Annotated in this window: 13 protein-coding genes; 6 read left to right on the top strand and 7 right to left on the bottom strand. The window is 56.9% G+C overall.

Annotated elements, in window-relative coordinates; translation table 11 throughout:
• Positions 1 to 7: 7 nt before the first annotated feature.
• A complete protein-coding gene (locus HMPREF1487_RS13565) occupies positions 8 to 2,254 on the bottom strand; it encodes a TonB-dependent receptor (RefSeq protein ID WP_010797227.1) in 2,247 nt (748 codons plus the stop codon).
• Between the two features lie 180 nt (positions 2,255 to 2,434).
• Between HMPREF1487_RS13565 and HMPREF1487_RS13560 the strand changes: the two genes are divergently transcribed.
• Positions 2,435 to 3,115, top strand: coding sequence for a Fe2+-dependent dioxygenase (locus HMPREF1487_RS13560; protein ID WP_010797226.1), 681 nt, complete (start codon positions 2,435 to 2,437; stop codon positions 3,113 to 3,115).
• A 2-nt stretch (positions 3,116 to 3,117) separates the two neighbouring features.
• Positions 3,118 to 3,936: a tetratricopeptide repeat protein gene (locus HMPREF1487_RS13555; protein ID WP_010797225.1), complete on the top strand. Its 819-nt coding sequence runs from the start codon at positions 3,118 to 3,120 to the stop codon at positions 3,934 to 3,936.
• A 41-nt stretch (positions 3,937 to 3,977) separates the two neighbouring features.
• Here HMPREF1487_RS13555 and HMPREF1487_RS13550 read toward each other — a convergent pair whose 3' ends face one another.
• The gene (locus tag HMPREF1487_RS13550) at positions 3,978 to 5,141 is read right to left on the bottom strand and encodes a type III PLP-dependent enzyme (RefSeq protein WP_010797224.1); all 1,164 of its coding nucleotides are present in this window, start codon (positions 5,139 to 5,141) and stop codon (positions 3,978 to 3,980) included.
• Between the two features lie 579 nt (positions 5,142 to 5,720).
• On the opposite strand from HMPREF1487_RS13550, the gene HMPREF1487_RS13545 reads away from it, so the two are divergent.
• From HMPREF1487_RS13545 to HMPREF1487_RS13535, 3 genes are all read left to right on the top strand, one after another.
• On the top strand, positions 5,721 to 5,912 hold the full coding sequence (locus tag HMPREF1487_RS13545) for a hypothetical protein (protein ID WP_010797223.1): 192 nt from the start codon (positions 5,721 to 5,723) through the stop codon (positions 5,910 to 5,912).
• Positions 5,913 to 6,184: 272 nt separating this feature from the next.
• Positions 6,185 to 7,237: a glycoside hydrolase family 5 protein gene (locus HMPREF1487_RS13540; protein WP_010797222.1), complete on the top strand. Its 1,053-nt coding sequence runs from the start codon at positions 6,185 to 6,187 to the stop codon at positions 7,235 to 7,237.
• A gap of 137 nt (positions 7,238 to 7,374) precedes the next feature.
• Entirely contained in the window at positions 7,375 to 8,958 is a 1,584-nt protein-coding gene (locus HMPREF1487_RS13535; RefSeq protein WP_010797221.1) for a peptide chain release factor 3, read from the top strand.
• A gap of 48 nt (positions 8,959 to 9,006) precedes the next feature.
• On the opposite strand, the gene HMPREF1487_RS13530 is transcribed toward HMPREF1487_RS13535, so the two are convergent.
• Both HMPREF1487_RS13530 and HMPREF1487_RS13525 read right to left on the bottom strand, forming a co-directional pair.
• Positions 9,007 to 10,560 (bottom strand): alkaline phosphatase D family protein, encoded by a 1,554-nt coding sequence (locus tag HMPREF1487_RS13530; protein WP_010797220.1) that lies wholly within the window; start codon positions 10,558 to 10,560, stop codon positions 9,007 to 9,009.
• 92 nt (positions 10,561 to 10,652) lie between these two features.
• On the bottom strand, positions 10,653 to 12,035 hold the full coding sequence (locus HMPREF1487_RS13525; RefSeq protein ID WP_010797219.1) for a chloride channel protein: 1,383 nt from the start codon (positions 12,033 to 12,035) through the stop codon (positions 10,653 to 10,655).
• A 413-nt stretch (positions 12,036 to 12,448) separates the two neighbouring features.
• Between HMPREF1487_RS13525 and HMPREF1487_RS13520 the strand changes: the two genes are divergently transcribed.
• Positions 12,449 to 13,435 (top strand): zinc-binding dehydrogenase, encoded by a 987-nt coding sequence (locus tag HMPREF1487_RS13520; protein WP_010797218.1) that lies wholly within the window; start codon positions 12,449 to 12,451, stop codon positions 13,433 to 13,435.
• Between the two features lie 60 nt (positions 13,436 to 13,495).
• On the opposite strand, the gene HMPREF1487_RS13515 is transcribed toward HMPREF1487_RS13520, so the two are convergent.
• From HMPREF1487_RS13515 to ptsP, 3 genes are read right to left on the bottom strand one after another with little or no spacing between them, the layout of a single operon-like run.
• On the bottom strand, positions 13,496 to 15,250 hold the full coding sequence (locus HMPREF1487_RS13515) for a PTS fructose-like transporter subunit IIB (protein ID WP_010797217.1): 1,755 nt from the start codon (positions 15,248 to 15,250) through the stop codon (positions 13,496 to 13,498).
• 13 nt (positions 15,251 to 15,263) lie between these two features.
• On the bottom strand, positions 15,264 to 16,205 hold the full coding sequence (gene pfkB / locus HMPREF1487_RS13510; protein WP_010797216.1) for a 1-phosphofructokinase: 942 nt from the start codon (positions 16,203 to 16,205) through the stop codon (positions 15,264 to 15,266).
• A complete protein-coding gene (ptsP, locus tag HMPREF1487_RS13505) occupies positions 16,202 to 19,084 on the bottom strand; it encodes a phosphoenolpyruvate--protein phosphotransferase (RefSeq protein WP_010797215.1) in 2,883 nt (960 codons plus the stop codon). Before ptsP ends, pfkB begins: the two co-directional genes overlap by 4 nt.
• Positions 19,085 to 19,398 lie beyond the last annotated feature (314 nt).

The following is a 19,398-nucleotide window of genomic DNA, read 5'->3' as shown; positions in this document are numbered from 1 at the left end:
TTTTCCATCAGAAATGGAAGTTGGCACTCAGGAGCGCTGTACGTCCGGGCGCTACGTGCGCCATATGGGTTGAGTACACTTGGTCGAAATAACGTTTGTCCGTCAGGTTCTGCACATTCAACTGCAGATCCAGATTCTTCGTCACGCGGTAAGCCGCCATCGCGTCATAGCGCGTGTAGGAGGGAATGTAGGTCGAGTTGGCCGTATTACCGAACTGACGATCCACATACGTAGCGCCACCCCCCACTGTGAAATCCTGAGTGACATCATAAGTTGTCCACAGAGTAAAGTTATTTTCCGGTGTCTGAGGCATCTTATTGCCTTCATCGGAAGTGGTGGTCGACTTGCGGATCTCGCTATCCAAGTAGGTGTAACCGCCGAATACTTTCCAGTGAGGCGTCAGCTTGCCACTGAAGCCCAGCTCCACGCCCTGGACACGCTGCTCGCCGTCCAGTACTTGCGATATGTTGGCGTCTGCGCTGGCAACGCGAGCATTGGTCTTGTCTGTACGGAACAAGGCCGCATTAAGCGAAAGCGCTTCGTTGAAGAAGTCCCACTTCGTCCCCACTTCATAATTGCGATTACGCTCTGGATCCAGTCCGTTATTGGCAGCCGCCAGATCGGACAAACCTTCTCCTCCCGTCTCGCCCGATGGGTTACTCGATGTCGACCACGCTACATAGATACTGCCGTTGGATGCGGGCTTATAAACGACACCAACCTGATAGTTCCAGAAGTGCGAATTGTTTTCATTGGAGAAATTGGTGTTGGCTGCACCACGAACACCATTATTGCCGAAGCCGCTGCTCTTGACCTGGTAATCGTCGTAGCGCAGACCAAGGTTTACAGACCACTGATCGTTAAGCTTCAGTGTATCGAATACATAGGCGGCACTGGTCTTGGTGTCGGTATCCGTATAAGACGCACCCTCGGTAATCGTGCCTGCCCATCCATCCTTGTAGGTGGGGTTATACAGGCTGGTGCAATCACCACTGGCCAGCAAGGACGCATTGCATGTTGTACCGGACGCCGTCGATGTAAAGGTATAGGGGCGACTATGCACATCTTCGTAACTAAATTCCAAGCCCGTTACCAGAGTATGTTCAATCGTCCCCGTATTAAACAGCGCCTTCAAGTCGGTCTGGTTGACCCAGCCTTCTGATGTTGAATTGCGGCTCTTAGGTGAGCGATAGACGTAACCGTTTGCAACGTTGCCTTTGCTGTCGTCCGGGTTGGTAGCCACGTAGTCCAGTGTGGTCCGCACCATGCGAAAACTGTTAGACAGCGTGAGGCTGTCATTCAAATCGTGCTCGATTCGAAGCGTACCGCTGTCGGTCGTGCTTTCACGGTAATCACGGCTAGACCCGTACCAGTTGTCCTTATCTACATGAGCCGGCCCGCTCGGGTTGGCCTTGCTGCGGTTCACATTGGTCAGCGGAATACCATAGTCCGGCGTGTCATCTGTTTCCAAGTGGTAGTAGGAAAACGTGGCACGTGTGGGTGTACCCAGACCGAAACTAATCGAAGGTGCTACACCCCAGCGGCTGACATCTGGACCATCACGACCAGCCACATTGGCATCGTGCTTCATCAGATTCAGGCGGAAGGCAGCCGAGTCGGTCAATACATGGTTGACATCCAGGGTTGTACGGCGAGTCTGATCAGAGCCATAGGTAAAGCCGCCATTGACGAAATCATGCATCTTGGGCGTTTTGGAAATCAGGTTGAGGCTACCCCCAGTCGAACCTGCGCCTGTATAAGCCGAGCCTGGCCCCTTGCTGACTTCAACGCTTTCGAGATTGAATACTTCACGTGTCTGCGAAGCGATATCTCTCAAACCGTCAACAAAAGTGTCACTTTCAGCACTGAAACCGCGGATGAAGGGGCGATCGCCTTGGGGGTTTCCTCCCTCTCCTGCTCCAAACGTGATGCCTGGAACAGTCCGTAGCGCGTCAGTTAATGAAAGCGCACCGGTGTCTTGGATTACCTGAGCCGGTATTACCGTCACTGACTTGGGTGTGTCACGCAGCGGAGCCGTGTACTTGGACGATGCTGATTCCTGAGCGTTATAACTGCCCTCTTCATCCCCCAGGACGGTGGTGCTGTTCAGATCCAATACGCTCGAGCCTTGGTTAGCACTTTGCTTAGTAGGCGCTTGTTGAGCAAGCGTAGTACCGGAAAAAGCCGTTATGGCTACCCCTACCGCTGAAACTAACAGCCTAGGCGTAACACCCAACTCGGTTTGACGTGTCATTTCTAATTATTCCCCACGAACGAAGCCGCGGAAAATATACGCAAATACGAATTAGTATCAATAGTAATTTAAAGTATTCTGAATTATCAAAGACAGCTTGCAGTTCTACGCTGTACTTTTTGCAAAAATTCTGAGAATGACTATCATTAATAGCTTTTTTTATGCTCGTCGGAGCGCGTCATGCTGCTAGCCATACCCCAGGTCTTTACTGCTGAAGAAACGGCTCGTATCCGAGAGGCGCTTGAACAGACCCAGTGGAGTGATGGAAAAATCACTGCCGGACATCAATCCTCCAAGGCCAAGCATAATCTTCAACTTCCCGAAGACCATCCGTTAAGGCGTGAAATCGGCGAAGCGATTGTCCATCGGCTCTGGCAGCATCCCCTGTTCATGTCTGCGGCACTGCCTCACAAGATCTTCCCGCCCTTGATCAACTGCTACACCGCCGGCGGCTCATTCGACTTCCATATAGACAACGCCGTACGCAACGTGAAAAACAGCGTCGAGCGTGTCAGAACCGATATCTCGACCACAGTGTTTTTCAGTGATCCCGACAGCTATGACGGTGGAGAACTGGTGATTCAGGACACCTATGGCACACAGCGCGTAAAGCTAAAGGCAGGCGACGCCGTGCTCTATCCGGCCACCAGCCTGCACAAGGTGGAGCCGGTGACTCGAGGCACTCGATATGCCTCGTTTTTCTGGACTCAGAGTCTTGTTCGCGAAGATAGCCAGCGGGCCCTGCTGTTCGAAATGGACACAGCCATTCAAAACCTGACCCGCGACGTCCCTGATCATCCTTCACTGGTTCAGTTGACCGGGACCTATCACAACCTGCTACGCCGCTGGGTAGACGTATAACCATGGCCTACGTCTTGAGGCGACAGGAAGTTCTCGAAAACCAGGCGCTGGAACAGGCACTGGCATCGGATAATCCCAGGGAGGCGGCCCGTGTCATCCTGACGGCTGCCAAGGCCGGCTCGCCAGATGCCCAGGCCATGCTAGGCCAGATCCTGCTGGAGGGCCGCGGCATTGCACAGGACGCCAGCCTCGCATTGATCTGGTTCACTATCGCTGCCGATCAAGGCCACACGATGGCGCTCAACATGGTAGGACGTTGCCGCGAACATGGCTGGGGCTGCGAGCAGGATGCCCACGCAGCAGCCGAGGCCTATCGTCAGGCCGCTGAACAGGGCCTGGACTGGGGCATGTACAACTATGCCAATCTGCTGGCGACAGGACGCGGTGTCTCCCGTAACGAGCACAGCGCCTTTTTATTCTACCGACGCGCCGCTGAGCTGGGCCATGCCAAGTCCATGAATCTCGTTGGACGCTTCTACGAAGAGGGTCTTGTCGTTACACGGGATACAAAGGTTGCACATGACTGGTACAAGCGGTCGGCAGAGGCAGGCGATTTTCGCGGTCAATATAGCTATGCAGCGGTGCTGGCAACAACGGGTCGCCTTGAGGAAGCCCAGCACTGGTTGAAGGAAGCCTTGAAGGCCGGCAACCTCAATTTTTTCAGGGCCAGCCGGCAAGGACTGTTGGACTCCGACCATGAAGCGCTGCGCCTGATCGGGCTGAGCTATTTCGAGCGCGCCGCCGAATTGGGCGACGAGACGGATCAAGCGGCCCTTACCAGAGCCCAGAGCAAGCGCTACGATTCGCCCCTTGCCGTCTGAATGATAAAAAACCCGCCGAAGCGGGTTTTTATGAGCGCTATTTAGAGGTAATAGGCCTTGAGTGGAGGGAAGCCATTGAACTCCACAGCACTGTAGCTGGTGGTGTACGCCCCGGTAGACAACCAATACAGACGGTCACCGCTGGCAAGGTTCAGTGGCAAACCATACTTGTAGTGTTCATACATGATGTCGGCACTGTCACAGGTAGGGCCGGCAATCACGACCTCTTCCATCTCACCTTTCTTCTCGACCCAGATCGGAAACTTGATGGACTCGTCCATGGTTTCGATCAGACCGGAAAATTTGCCTACGTCGGTGTATACCCAGCGCTCAACGGCGGTGCGCGATTTGCGCGACACCAGTACCACTTCGCTCACCAGAATACCGGCGTTGGCAATCAACGAACGACCGGGCTCCAGAATGATTTCCGGAAGTTCGTCGCCAAAGTCTTCTTTCAGGAAACGGATGATCTCTTCAGCATAGGTTTCGAGGTTGTTGGTCTTGGCAATATAGTTTGCCGGGAACCCGCCACCCATATTGATCATCTTCAGAACGATGCCGTCTTCTTCACGCAGGCGCTCGAATATCACCTTGACCTTGGCGATGGCCGCATCCCAAACGTCGATATCACGCTGTTGCGAGCCGACATGGAAGGAGACGCCGTAAGGCACAAGGCCTAGCTGGCGGGCCAGGATCAAGAGGTCCAGTGCCAGATCGGTCTGGCAGCCAAACTTGCGTGAAAGCGGCCAGTCAGCAGTATTAGAGCCTTCGGTCAGAATCCGCACATAGATCTTCGATCCCGGCGCAGCTTTGGCAATATTACGCAGGTCAGCCTCGGAGTCGGTGGCGAACATCCGCACACCCTTCTCGTAGAAATAGCGAATGTCCTTAGCTTTCTTGATCGTATTGCCGTAGCTGATGCGATCAGGACTGACGCCCGTGCTCAGTACCTTGTCCAGCTCATAGATGGACGCGATGTCGAAATTCGAGCCCTTGTCGCGTAGGAGCTCAGTAATCTCGATAGCTGGGTTTGCCTTAACGGCGTAATAAATTTTGGCAAACGGGAAATTGTTCACCAGATCATCGTAGGCTCTGGAAATGGTGGCTTTATCGATTACGACAAAAGGCGTTTCATGCTGGTCAGCGAAGGACTTCATTCGCTGGAAGGTCTCGCGCGAGTAATAATCTTCGACCTGGATGGACATGCGTCGGACTCCCAATGGCAGAACAAATGGATTCGTAGGGGTATTGCTGAACGCCTAATCCGTTTCCCCACTTTGGTTCGCCTACTTCCCAAGGCACGTCGCCGAAAGCAAAAAGGTCAACATGTCCAGAGCGTTGACCTTGCTGTCTCGTCGTCAGTACTTGAGCCGGATGGATCGTTTCCAGCATGGACGTTCGGGCGCGAACTTTAGGACTACACGCCCGCAAGATCAATCAAAAATCCCATACGACTGTCTGATTTACCTCGATCCGGTACGAACCCTCCTCGTAAAACCGACCGGCCAGGCGAACCGATGTTCCAAAATCCGTCAGGATTCCTCTGCAATTGAGAGAACCCGTTCAAGCCAGATAGGCATTTTCAACAAAGATTGATTTTTGCGAGAGAGTGCTAACCAGATTTGGATACTGCCGCTCACCAAAAAGATGAAAGAAATATGGCAAGGCGTAAACTTTATTAAGACGCACAGGTCTTCGTGTGTCGCCATGCAGTGCCTTACATCACGGAAGGATATGGCCAAACTCCAACAATATGTTTTGCTTCATTTCATAGGGAAATCAAAATGTTTGGCATCGAAGTCGACGGCTCGGTAGAGCCTCCATCATTCATCAACTCGTTACAGGTTGCCTTGAAGGAAACCTGGGCGGTGATCTACGCCCATGGCGGAGTCATTGCCGAGTTCGATAACGAGCAGGATGCACGTGAGGAGGCTGAGCGCTGGACAGGAGTCTGCTTCCGTCTGGATGCCTGCTAAGCGCCAGGCTTGAAAGCCTGTGTCCTGAGTCCGGCTCAGGCTTTCAGCTTAATGGCTTTTTAACGCTTATCGAGTTTACTTCCCGCTCCTATCGCTGTACGTATTTTCAATAAAGCCATAGGCAATCACATTTTTACGTCAAACCCCGCCGGCCCCCCTTGTCAATCGACCTGCTCAAAGAGCACGTTTGACGGGTTTTGCTATCAGGCTATCCATGTTAACCCTGCAGGTACAGTTCTGGCCTGCCCATTACGCTTATGGCACTTATTTCGATGAATAGAACCGGGCGAATCAAACGCAACCTCAAGCGATATGCCTTTCTAGCATTCGCTCCCCTGCTCATGAGCCATACCGCCTCGGCGGCCGATTACCCAGCCGAGATGATCGGCCTGAATTTCTCGGGTGCCGGCTTTGCGGCGCAGGTGCTTCCGGGTGTGAACGGTACCAACTACTTCTTTCCTGACGACTCCTACTTCAGGCGCTGGGGCTATCGCGGGATTCGCGTCGTACGTTTCCCGATCACCTGGGAGCGCCTGCAACCCAAGCTCAACGGTGAGCTGGACACTCAGTACGCTGACCTGATCAGCCAGACGCTGGACTCGGCCAAGCGCTACAAGATGCAGGTCATTCTGGACCTGCACAACTACGGGCGTTACCGCGACCAGATCATTGGTTCGGAGAGCGTACCCTACGAGGCTTACCAGGACGTCATGGAGCGGATCGCCAAAACCTGGAGCAAGCACCCTGCCCTGCTGGGCTATGACATCATGAACGAGCCGCATGATGTGGAAGACCACTGGGACACCGCGGCCCAGTACGGCATCGATGGCATCCGCTCCGTCGATAAGAGCCGTCCGATCGTGATCGAGGGCAACTTCTGGTCAAGCAGCGCGCGCTGGCCTGATGTAAACAAAGGCCTGCTAAACCTCAAGGATCCGGCGGACAATCTGATTTTCTCGGCTCATGTGTATTTCGACGCTGATGCCGGTGGTCGTTACGAATCCAAGGACACCAGTCAGCTTGATCCCATGATTGGCGTTAAACGTGTTCAACCTTTTATTGACTGGCTCAAGGCCAATAACAAGAAAGGCCACATTGGTGAGTTTGGTGCACCAGGGGATGATCCCCGCTGGATGAAGGTCATGGATAACATGCTCTCGCATCTTCAGAAGGAATGTATCCCAGCTACATACTGGGCAGCAGGTCCGGGCTGGGGCGACTATTCCCTTTCCATCGAACCCCGGGATAACAAGGAGCGTCCGCAGTGGGCCATTCTCAAGAAGTATGTGAAACACTCGGGCTGCTCGGAAATAGGGCCTAAATAAGCCGCTGGCAGAGTGGCCCAGTGCATCAGGGCCACCCTGCTGAACAAGACTCGTCTGAAAAGCCAAAAGGCCTGAACCTACAGGCCTTTTGGCTTGCTATAATCGCCGGTTTAAGTATCCACCGGACATCAGCCTCCATGACCAAGCAGGCCGCCGAAGTCGCCAAGCGGCGCACTTTCGCCATCATTTCCCACCCGGACGCCGGTAAGACCACCATCACCGAGAAGCTCCTCCTGATGGGGCAAGCCATTGCCGTGGCCGGGACCGTTAAATCACGTAAATCCGACCGCCATGCCACCTCCGACTGGATGGAGATGGAAAAGCAGCGTGGTATCTCCATTACCACGTCGGTCATGCAGTTCCCCTATCGCGAGCACATGATCAATCTGCTCGACACGCCCGGTCACGAAGACTTCTCGGAAGACACCTACCGCACCCTGACGGCGGTTGACTCTGCCCTGATGGTGCTCGATGGCGGTAAAGGCGTTGAGCCTCGTACGATTGCCCTGATGGAGGTCTGCCGTCTGCGCGATACGCCCATCGTCAGCTTTGTGAACAAGCTGGACCGTGATATTCGCGATCCGATCGAGCTGCTCGACGAGATCGAAGCTGTCCTGAAAATCAAGGCGGCCCCGATTACCTGGCCGATTGGCTCCTACCGTGACTTCAAAGGGGTGTATCACCTCTCCGAAGACAAGATCTTTGTCTATACCCCTGGCCACGGCCATGAGCGTATCGCAACCCGCGTCATTGAAAAACTGGACTCGGACGAAGCCCGTACTCACCTGGGTGACCTGTACGATGATTTCGTCGAGCAGCTCGAACTGGTTCAGGGCGCGTGCCATGAGTTCAATACGGATGAATTTTTAAAGGGCCAGATGACACCGGTCTTCTTTGGTACAGCCCTGGGCAACTTCGGTGTCGATCACGTCCTGGACGCGGTCGTGGACTGGGCGCCACAGCCGCTCTCGCGTGCGACCAACGAGCGTGACGTACAGCCGGTCGAAGAGAAATTCAGCGGTTTCGTATTCAAGATCCAGGCAAACATGGATCCCAAGCACCGTGACCGGATTGCCTTTATGCGGATCTGCTCCGGCAAGTATGAAAAAGGCATGAAACTGCGCCATGTGCGGATCGGCAAGGACATCAAGATTGCTGACGCCCTGACGTTCTTCTCTTCCGAGCGTGAACAACTGGAAGAAGCCTTTGCAGGCGACATCATCGGCTTGCACAACCACGGCACCATCCAGATCGGCGATACCTTTACCGAAGGTGAGAGCCTCGGCTTTACCGGTATTCCGCACTTTGCGCCTGAACTGTTCCGCCGTGTACGCCTGAAGGACCCACTCAAGTCCAAGCAGCTCCGCCAGGGCCTGCAGGAGCTGGCAGAGGAAGGCGCGACCCAGGTGTTCTTCCCTGAGCGTAACAACGACATCATTCTCGGCGCTGTTGGTGTGCTGCAGTTCGACGTCGTTGCCAGCCGCCTGAAGGAAGAATACAAGGTGGAATGCGTCTACGAGCCGATCAATGTCTGGTCTGCCCGCTGGATCGAGTGCGGTGACAAGAAGAAACTTGAGGAATTCAAGAACAAAGCCATGGAGAACCTGTCCGTGGATGGCGGTGGCCACTTGACCTATCTTGCTCCGACTCGCGTCAATCTGAGTCTCATGGAAGAGCGCTGGCCTGACATAAAATTCCGCGCGACGCGGGAACATCACTAAGCATAAGAGAAAGGGCTGATCATTCAGCCCTTTGTTTCTACCGCCTGATTAAACAGCCTGAAGCGTCTTTTCGAATACCGCCTTTCCATCCAGATCTCGCAGGGTCACAGTCAGATCACCGCTGTGCCCTTCGATATTGACCTCGCCAAAGAATTGGAAGCCCGACAGCGGCGAGCTGTTGGCTACCGGTGGCGCCTTCACAAACACGGCCTCCGGCCCGAAAGTGTTGTCCAGCTTGTTGGGCCCGAATGCACCGGCATTGAGGGGGCCTGCCACGAACTCCCAAAAGGGCTCGAAATCCTGGAAGGCTGCCCGGTTGGGGTGGTAGTGGTGAGCCGCGCAGTAGTGCACATCTGCAGTCAGCCAGACCGTATTGTTGATATTCCACCGGCGGATGTAACGCAAGAGCTCTGCAATTTCCAGTTCGCGACCCAAGGGTGCACCGCCGTCACCATTGGCAATGGCTTCCCAACGAGGCATTCCTGCTGCATCTACCCCATCAGGGACTTCCAGACCAATGGGCATGTCTGCCGCAATAACCTTCCAGGTAGCCGTAGACTCCGCGAGCCCCTGCTTGAGCCACTCGAGTTGCGTGCGCCCCATGAAAGCAGTGTCTGGTCCCTCATTGGGTTGCAGGTTGGTGCTGTTCCCGCCCCGGTAGGTCCGCATGTCCAGCACGAAAATATCCAGCCGAGGACCGTAGCTGATCTTGCGATAGATGCGTCCGGCATCATCACGCTGTTGCAGCCGCATGGGGGCATACTCCAGGTACGCCTGACGTGACCGCTTGGCCAGTACGTTGATGTCCTTTACGGTGTAACGGTCATCCAGCACTTTGGTAGAAGACCAGTTATTGGTGGTCTCGTGGTCATCCCACTGCCAGATCTGCGGGACTTCAGCATTGAACCGACGGACATTTTCGTCCATCAGGTTGTAGCGATAATTGCCACGATATTCATCGACCGTCTCGGCAACCTTGCTCTTGGCCTCTGTAGTGATGTTGCGCCAGACCTTGCCTTCCACCGTCGTGGTCTTGGCTTCTAGCGGGCCGTCTGCATAGATGGTATCGCCACTGTGCAGGAAGAAGTCCGGCTGTCGGCGACGCATGGCCTCATAGATGCGCATGCCACCGATATCAGGGTTGATACCAAATCCCTGCCCGACCGTGTCACCGCTCCAGACGAAGCGGATATCGGTACGATGCGTCGGTGCGCTACGCAAATGTCCAAAGACAGGCTCGCTCTGCGCACCGCTGTAAATATCTTCGAAACGAACCCGATAGAAAATGGATTGATCAGCGGGAAGTCCGCGCAAGTCCATGCGCGCAGTGTAATCCGTGTCGGCTGTCACCACAGGCGAAACCATTCGGCGCAGATGGCGAAAGCTCTCCTTAGTGTCCCACTCGACGACCATTCGCGCCGGACGATCACAGCGGCTCCAGACGATGGCCCGATTGCCCTGAACATCACCTGACTGAACTCCCTCAAGCATCAGCGGACGTTGCTTGGCGCCAGCGATCACGGCAGGTGCTACTCCCGGCAGCAGCAATCCAACGCCCAGCCCCTGGATCAGGCGCCGTCTTCCATTATCGAACGTGCTCATCATGCGCTCCCACGATTATTGGAGCGAATGGGTTTAGCGAAAACGCCTGACAACCCTGTGACAGTCTGAAGAACAGCTGTTACGGCGTGATCTCAATCACACTTGGTAGGCTTCGACGCTTCAGGCTCCACCGCATGCAGGATCTGTTGAGCCAACGCATGATAAAGCGAGGTGGGCGAAAGCCAGCCGGACACACCATTCGCCAGCAGGCACGTTGCCAATACGGGGATCGCCATGTCGGGGCTGTGGGCCAGCTCCAGGGTAATGACAGTCGAGGTGAGCGGTGTCCGGGTAACGCCCGCGAGGTAGGCCGCCATGCCCAGAAGCGCACCGGTCTGCAGAGTGACATCAGGGAGCCAATCGACCAGCCAGGGCGCAAAGCTGGCGCCTACTGTGAGCGAAGGCGAAAAGAGCCCGCCGGGAATGCCCGCCAGATACGAAACCACGTTGGCCAGAAACTTCCAGATGAGAAAGCCCTGATCGGTTATGGGCTGTCCCTCCAGAATGGCACGTGTTTCCTCGTAGCCGGTACCAAAGACATGTTGTCCGGACAGTGTCCCTAGACAGGCAACCAGTAATCCACAAACGGCAGCAAACCGAACCGGGAAGCGTGAGCGGATAGCGCCCAGCCTTCCAAGCCAGCCGTGGGATGTTGGAATGACCAGCCGCGCATAGCCGCCGCCCAACAGGCCGCCTGCCAGCCCGCATATGACCACCGCTACCCAGGCATCGCCCCAGGGCAAACTGGCACTGATAACGCCAAAATAGGTATACGGTCCGACCAGGCCCAGCGTGACCATACCGCCAATCACCACAGCCGTCAGTACCAGACCGCTGAAGCGCTGTTCAAAGGTATGACTCAACTCTTCAATGGCAAATACTACGCCCGCCAGCGGCGTGTTGAACGCCGCAGCAATACCCGCGGCACCGCCAGCGAGAATCAGTCCCGAAACCGTCTTTCGCTCATACAGGCCCAGCCGCCGACCAAAGCCATACAGTACCGAGGCGCCCAAATGTACGGTCGGCCCCTCGCGGCCAACCGAGGCCCCCACTAGCAGGGCAAGCAATGTCAGTATCATCTTTGCGAGCGCGATCGGCCAGGCCAACACCGCTGCCCTGAACTGACCAGAGGGCTTTTCCAGCGCTGCAATCACTTGTGGAATGCCGCTTCCCCTGGCATTACGCAGCCACCCCTGAGTCAGCCAGACTAGAAGGGCAAATCCTGCGGGTGTCACCAACCACGGCCATAAGTGGCTGTGATTCAACAGACGCTGAAAGAGCTGAAAGGCATGATCAGCCAGCCACGCAAAAGCCAGCGCCAGTAAACCCACCAGCAGCGCGCCGACCCAGAACGCCAGGCGTTGCCGAATGGAGCGAAACCGTTGATGGCGCTGTTGGGGTGCTTGAGATGCCGCAGCGCGGTGTGTAGATGTTTCCCTGTGGTCAGGGGCAGCAGGATCGCTCGAGTCGCTCATAAGCAAATAAAATAGGTTGGCTCAGCAATTGTAACAAAGTATTGAAATATCAAATGGTGTTATGACCTTACGAATACCGGTTGGTTTGAGCAATTCCTAACCTCGGCTGTCCTTCTTACTGTTTACGTGCTTCCGCTGTTGCCTGCGCTCGCCCTCCTTATGGTCGGCATACCGCTGCCCGAGCGGCTTAACTTCGCCAGTCGTTTGTTTGCAATTGTCGTGTGAGTGGATACCTATTGTTTGTCTAGTAGGCAATCCAGAGAAGCCATACAAACCTGATCATGCTCCCTGCGCCACTGCTTTTTCCTGCTCCTTCCGCTGCTCTTTACTCATATTCCTTTCCTGTAAGGGTTTTACGAGCCATCACTAACCCCCATAAAGGAGAAAATATACCCCCTTGAAAGGAGACTCTCATGCTGGATGTACACGCCTGGACCTGGCGCCACGGTAACGAGCCTACGGATCTGGTACTGGAAACCCATGCCATTAGCGAGGAGCTAGCGCCTAATGAAATCCTGATCGCCAACAAGGTCATCGGCATCAACCCAGTCGACTGGAAATTCATTGCGCAGGCCGAAAAGGTCTGGAAGCCGGGCCATATTCCAGGCGTGGACGGCATGGGCGTCGTAATCGCAGCCGGTCGCGACGTGCACCTGCGTATCGGAACGCGGGTCGCCTATCACCAGAACCTCTACCACGCCGGCAGCTATGCCACGCATATCAAGATCGCCGCCCACATGGTGATGCCGGTGCCGGACGGCCTTAGTGACACTGCTGCCGCCGCCTTCCCCTGCCCTACCCTGACCGCCTGGCAGTCGGTCATGAAGGTACCGGATGCAACCAACAAGGATGTACTCGTGACCGGCGCCGGGGGCTCGGTCGGATCGTTGGTGGCACAACTGGCGCTGCAAAAAGGCTGGCGCGTCTGGGTAACCGCAGGGGAGCAGCACCGTGAAAAGCTGCTGTCACGTGGCGTGACCGAGGTTGTGGATTACCACCAGGAAAACTGGCGGGATCTGTTACTCAAAAAGCTGCAAGGCCGTAAATTCTATGCTGCCTTTGACACAATTTCCGGCCAGCATGCCGCCTCGCTGGCCGGTCTTCTGGGCCTTAATGGCCATCTGGTCTGCATCCAGGACCGGATCGAGCAGCCGCCCTTGCCTGCCTTCACAACGGCGATCTCTTACCATGAGGAAGCCCTCGCCTCAATCCACCAGCATGGCACCGTCCTGGACTGGATGGAGCTGACCATCGCAGGAGCCGATCTGATGGATCAGATCAAGAACAATCGATTGGCCATACCTACTCTTGAGGTTGTTCCCTTCAAACAGCTGCCCAACGCGTTAAAGGATCTGAAAGCTGCCTTGCGGACACGCAAATATGTCGTTCAGTTGGCCTGATCCGGCAGTATCAGACAAGTCGCCAACGCATTAAAAAGGGCTCCTGAGAGCCCTTTTTAATCATGCCGCAGGTACCAGCTCTTCCTGTACTTCCCCCCGCTTGATCACAGCGTACACCACACCGGTCAAGATACTGCCCGCCGCAATGGCGGCCAGGTATAGCCAGGCGTGATTGATGGCGTTGGGAATCAGGAGTACGAAAAGACCGCCGTGGGGTGCCATCAGCTTGCAGTTGAACAGCATGACGAGCGCACCGGTCAATGCGCCGCCCGCGATGCTCGCGGGGATCACACGCAGCGGGTCTTTCGCTGCAAAGGGAATTGCCCCTTCGGAAATGAAGCACAACCCCAGGACAAAGGCCGCCTTGCCCGCTTCACGCTCGCTCTGGGCAAACTTGCGGCGCGCCAGAACGGTAGCAAGCCCCATACCGATCGCAGGCACCATACCGGCCGCCATCGTAGCCGCCATCGGACCATAGGTCTTGGATGCCAATAACCCTACGGTAAAGGCATACGCCGCCTTGTTGATCGGCCCACCCAGATCCACACACATCATGGCACCCAGAATGACACCCAGCAGAACGGCATTAGACGTCCCCATGTTTTCCAGAAAGCCCGTCAGCGCGGTCAATGCCTGGGCAACCGGCGTTCCCACAACATAGATCATCACAAGGCCGGTAATCAGGCTCGCCAACAGCGGAATGATCAGAATAGGCTTGAGGGCTTCTACACTGGCCGGCAGCTTCACCCAGCGAGCAATCGCCTTCGCCACATAACCGGCCAGAAAGCCTGCCACGATACCGCCGATAAAGCCCGCGCCCAGATTACTGGCCAGCAACCCGCCAATCATTCCCGGCGCAAGGCCCGGCCGGTCGGCAATGGAGTATGCAATGTAACCGGCCAGCACCGGCACCATGAGCTTGAACGCCGCTTCGCCACCGATCTGCATCAATGCAGCCGCCAGCGTGCCCTGCTCCTTGAACGCCTCGATCCCAAAGACAAACGACAGGGCAATCAACAGGCCTCCGGCGACTACCATAGGCAGCATGTAGGACACGCCCGTCAGCAGGTGCTTGTAGACTCCGGTCTTTTCTTTTTTCGCACCGGCCTTTGCTTGTCCGGAAGACGAAGCCGCCGCCGCGCCCCCCAGAATTTCACCCTCAGCCAATGCACGCTTGAGCGTAGCTTCAGGCTGCTTGAGGGCGACACCAGTGCCGCAGCGAAACACCTTCTTGCCCGCGAAGCGATCCGTATTGACCTCAATGTCAGTTGCCAGCAGAACCGCATCGGCCTCCGCGATCGCCTCGGCACTGAGAGGGTTGCGTGCGCCTACTGACCCCTGGGTTTCCAGATCCAGCTTATAGCCCAGCTTCTTGGCGGTCTGAATCAATGCCTCAGCTGCCATAAACGTATGTGCAACGCCGGTTGGGCAGGCCGTGATCGCCACCAGACGGGGCTGCTTGGTAGGTGCAGCGGCTGCGCTGACAGCTTCAGGCTCGGCGCTGGCTTCGTACACCTTGGCCTCACGCTCGGCACGCTGCAAAAAGGCATCGACGTCCCGCAGGGCTTCCGCCGGTGTTGCACGGTAAACGCGCTTGCCCGCGAAGCGGCGAAGGTCTACCGCACCGGTATGCACAACGACAATCAATTCAGACCGAGCGATCTGATCATCCGTCAGCAGCGTAGCTTCGGGGCCGTCGTGGATTTCAACACTGGTCTGCCAGCCACGGCGCTGTGCGGCAGCATCCAGCAATCGTGCACTGAGCACACTGGTAACCATGCCCGTCGGGCAGGTCGTAACGATTGCGATATTCATGAGTTATCCCTGCTTATTGTTCTGTCATGACGTGAACACTGACGCCGTTCGCCAACTCTGCCAAACGGGCAGGATCATCAATGCCAAAGCCGATTTGAGTGACGGCCATGGCAGCAATGGCTGTGGCGTTGCGTAGCGCGTCCTGCGGCTCAAGTCCGGTGAGCAAACCGTGCGCCATACCGGCCAGAAGCGAGTCGCCGGCCCCTACGGTGCTGGCCACCTGCACCCTGGGCGGAACGGCCTGCAGTACGCGACCTGGCGCAAACCACCGAACACCCTCGCTGCCCTGAGAGATCACTATGTGCTCAACACCCTGAGCGGCCAGCTGAGCGGCCAGCGTAGCCTGCTGCTCGGCAGTATCGGCAGGTGCCGAACAGGCGTCGGACAGCTCCTCGGTATTAGGCTTGACCAGCCACGGCCCAGCCTTGAGCCCGGCACGCAGCGCGGCGCCACTGGTATCCAGTGCCACCCGCAAGCCTAGGGCTTTCAGCCGTTGAACCAGCTCGGCAAGCCAGTCGGCACCGATGCCGCGTGGCAGACTGCCGGCCACAACGGCCAGATCGTGTCCCGGTGCTACGTCGTCCAGGGTGCGCAGCAACTGAGCCTGGGCAGTCTCGGTAACGTGCGGTCCCGGCCCGTTGATGTCCGTAATGCGGCCTGAGGTTTCGGCCAGCTTGATGTTACTGCGGGTCTCGCCCTCTACCCGCACAAAGGCATCCTTGAAGCCACGCTCGGCAAACAAGGCTTCGAACGGCTTGGCGTTATCAGCGCCCAGAAAGCCGGTTACGGTCAGCGAATGCCCCAGGTCTGCCAGGACCTGAGCCACATTCAGTCCCTTGCCTGCCGCGTGCATGACAACCGCTTCACTACGGTTTACTTCTCCCGGATGCAGTTCGGGCAGTCGCACCGTCAGATCCAGCGCGGGATTCAAGGTAACGGTCAAAACACGGCTCATTGCATGGCCTCCACACTGGCGCGCACTTCATCTGCTGTCGCCAGCGCCAGTGCTCGCTGGGCACAGGCTTGTGCAGCCACGAAATCCAGTTCACGCACCCGCGCCTTGACCAGCGGAATGCTGCGCGCTGAAACGCTGAGTTCATCCACACCCAGCCCCATCAAAAGCGGAACCGCCAGCGGATCGGCGGCCAACTCTCCGCATACGCCTACCCACTTGCCATGTGCATGGGCGGCCTGGACCGTCATATCGATCAGGCGCAGCACGCTGGGATGCAAACCATCAGCCTCGCCGGACAGCAAGGGATGACCACGGTCGATCGCCAAGGCGTATTGGGTCAGGTCATTCGTTCCGACGCTGAAGAAATCTACTTCCTGCGCCAGCACCGGTGCCAACAGGGCTGCCGAAGGTACTTCGATCATGATGCCTACCTGCAGATTGACCGCCGGAATCTCCTGCCGCAGGCGATTGAGGATGTCTCGCGCCTGACGCCACTCCTCAACCCGTCCCACCATCGGAAACATGATTCTAAGCGGACGCCCCTCGGCCGCACGAAGCAAGGCGCGCAGCTGGGTTTCCAGCACCTCCGGGCAACGTAGGGTCAGGCGTATACCGCGAATACCCAGGAACGGGTTCTCTTCGGCTGGAATCGGCATATAAGGCAACGGCTTGTCGCCTCCCACATCCAGCGTACGTACCACCAGCGGTCGTCCATCCAGCGCATCCAGTACGCGTCGGTAATCCTTTTCCTGCGCCTGCTCATCAGGTGCCGAATCATGGCTCATGAATACCAGCTCGGTACGCAGCAGGCCAACTGCCTCTGCGCCCTGTTCGACTACCGCCGGGGCATCCGCCGTGTTGCCCAGGTTCGCAGCCACCTCAATGCGGTGCCCGTCGCGGGTGACCGCAGGCTCAAACCGCTTGGCTTCGGCCTCCTGTCGACGATGCTCCCGCACCTCGCGCTCTACACGAACCTGCTCGATGCGTGCGGCATCCGGCCCGACCTCGACAAAGCCATGATCGCCATCCAGCAGAAGAATGGTCTGAGGTGCAAGGTTCAGTACGCGCGGGCCAGCGCCTACAATCGCAGGAATACCCAAGGCGCGGGAAACAATGGCGCTGTGAGAGCTGGCCCCCCCACGTGCCGTCAGGATACCGGCGACCCTGTCACGGTCCAGACGCGCCACATCACCAGGCCCGACCTCATCCATGACCAGCACATAGGGCTCGCTTGGTTCACTGGCGGAGCCAACCCCACACAGATGCCCCAGAACACGGCGGCCTACATCACGCAGATCAGCCGCACGTTCGGCCAGGAGCGCATCCTTCAATGACTCCTGCTGAGCGGCCGCCTCCTCGATCTGTGCATTCCAGGCCGCTGCGGCGCTGGCATTGCGCTTGAGGCGCGTCTGTACGCCTTCACGCAGATCCGGATCATCAAGCATCTCCAGATGGGTCAGGAAGATGTCGCGAATAGCGCCCGCCTCGCTACGGCTGATCAGGGCATCGATTTCCGTTCTGACTGCCGCCAGTGCCGCTTCGAGGCGCTCGGTTTCAGCGGCAGCCCCCTCACCCTCGGCAGGAAAGTCGAAATGCTGCTGAGCCACGACATAGGCTGGCCCAACGGCTAGCCCCGGTGCCGCAGCAATGGCCTTGAAGGTATCGCCTGAGGCTAGCGGCGCCGTGTCCTCTGCTCGCGCCAGAATATTGGTTTCAACCGGCACGGCCGCGTGCGTCGGTTGAGTATTGGCGCTAATGGGCTCAACCTCTTCACCCAACCCGGCCTCGACCGCCGCGACAAGATCCCCCAGCAGCGCTTCGGCATCGGTTCCCGGCTCAGCCAGAAACTCCAGCACCTGACCACGGCGCGCACCCAATGCCAGCAGGCGAGACAAGCTCTTGGCCGAAACGGCCGTTCCGCCATCCACCCTGACCCGAACCTCACCGGTTGAAGCCTTCGCCACACGCGCCAGCTCCTTGGCCGGACGCGCATGCAAGCCATGGGCATTAGCCAGCACCACACTCGCACTGGGCCAGTCCGGTGCTACCTCACCGCCCAGCGCTTCGAGCACCGCCCGGCTGGAGGTTGCCTGGCTAAGCTCCTGGGCACGGCCAGCGATCAGCAAGTCACACAGGCGCTCCAGCAAATCACGGTGAGCCTCACCAAGGCTGGCCAGACAGAACAAGCCCTTGACTGGCTGCCCCTCCAGCGTCAACGGCGTTGCAGGCGTTACAAACGCAAGACCGGGGCGGCTTACGGCATGGTCGCTGTGCAGCCACCAAAGCCCTTCTCCTAGTGGCAGAGGGACGCCCGTTTGTAGCGCACCGGCAAATCCCGCCTCAACGCATTGTGTCTTCTTCAGAAGACGTGCCCCTTCCCACGCTAAGTCTTCAAGATCATCAGCCTCCACGTGCAGACGCACCAGCTGGTCATCCAGCTCAAGCTCTTGCGGGGCGCCATGCAGCAATTGAACAATCGCCTCGGCGCTTTCGGCACGGCGAATCGCCTCGTCCAGCGACTTTTCACCCAGTGCACGCGTCAATAACTGGAGAATTCGAAGGTGTTCATCAGATTTGGCGGCAATTGCAATGGCCAGATAAGCGGTCTGCCCTTCCCCCCAACTTACACCATCGGGGAATTGCATGATTCGTACGCCCGTTGTAAACACATGGTCACGGGTCTGAGGAGTACCATGGGGAATGGCAATACCCTGTCCAAGGTAGGTAGAACCCTGGGCTTCGCGAGCACGCAAACCATCGATATAGCCGGGAGCCACAAGCCCATCCGCAACAAGGGCCTCACCCAGTAGGGCAAGCGCGCTATCCTTGTCAGCGGCCTGTTGTCCCATGCGAATATGCTGCGCATCGAGTTCGAACATTCAAATCCTCCATGGCACTACGAGCGACCGAAGAGCACCGTGCCTTTCTTGTAATGATTGTTTTAGCCTAATCGCATGTTGAATCATCGACATCGGGCGATACAGACATAACAGCGATAAGACACTATTGTGCTGAAACGTTTCACCAAAACAGAGTGGCACGTTACTCGATAATCGTTGATCCTTGAAGCACTACACACAATAAAGGCCAGCCCATTGCGTTAGGGAAGGTCTGAAAAAGACTTCCCGAATCTGGTGAAATACGCCGATCCCGCCAGCCGAGTTTTTCCATGAAGCAGATGACCTTCGCCGAC

It is taken from the genome of Pseudomonas sp. HPB0071, assembly GCF_000478505.2.
Lineage (GTDB): Bacteria > Pseudomonadota > Gammaproteobacteria > Pseudomonadales > Pseudomonadaceae > Chryseomonas > Chryseomonas luteola.
This window is presented reverse-complemented; position numbering and strand designations above follow the sequence as displayed.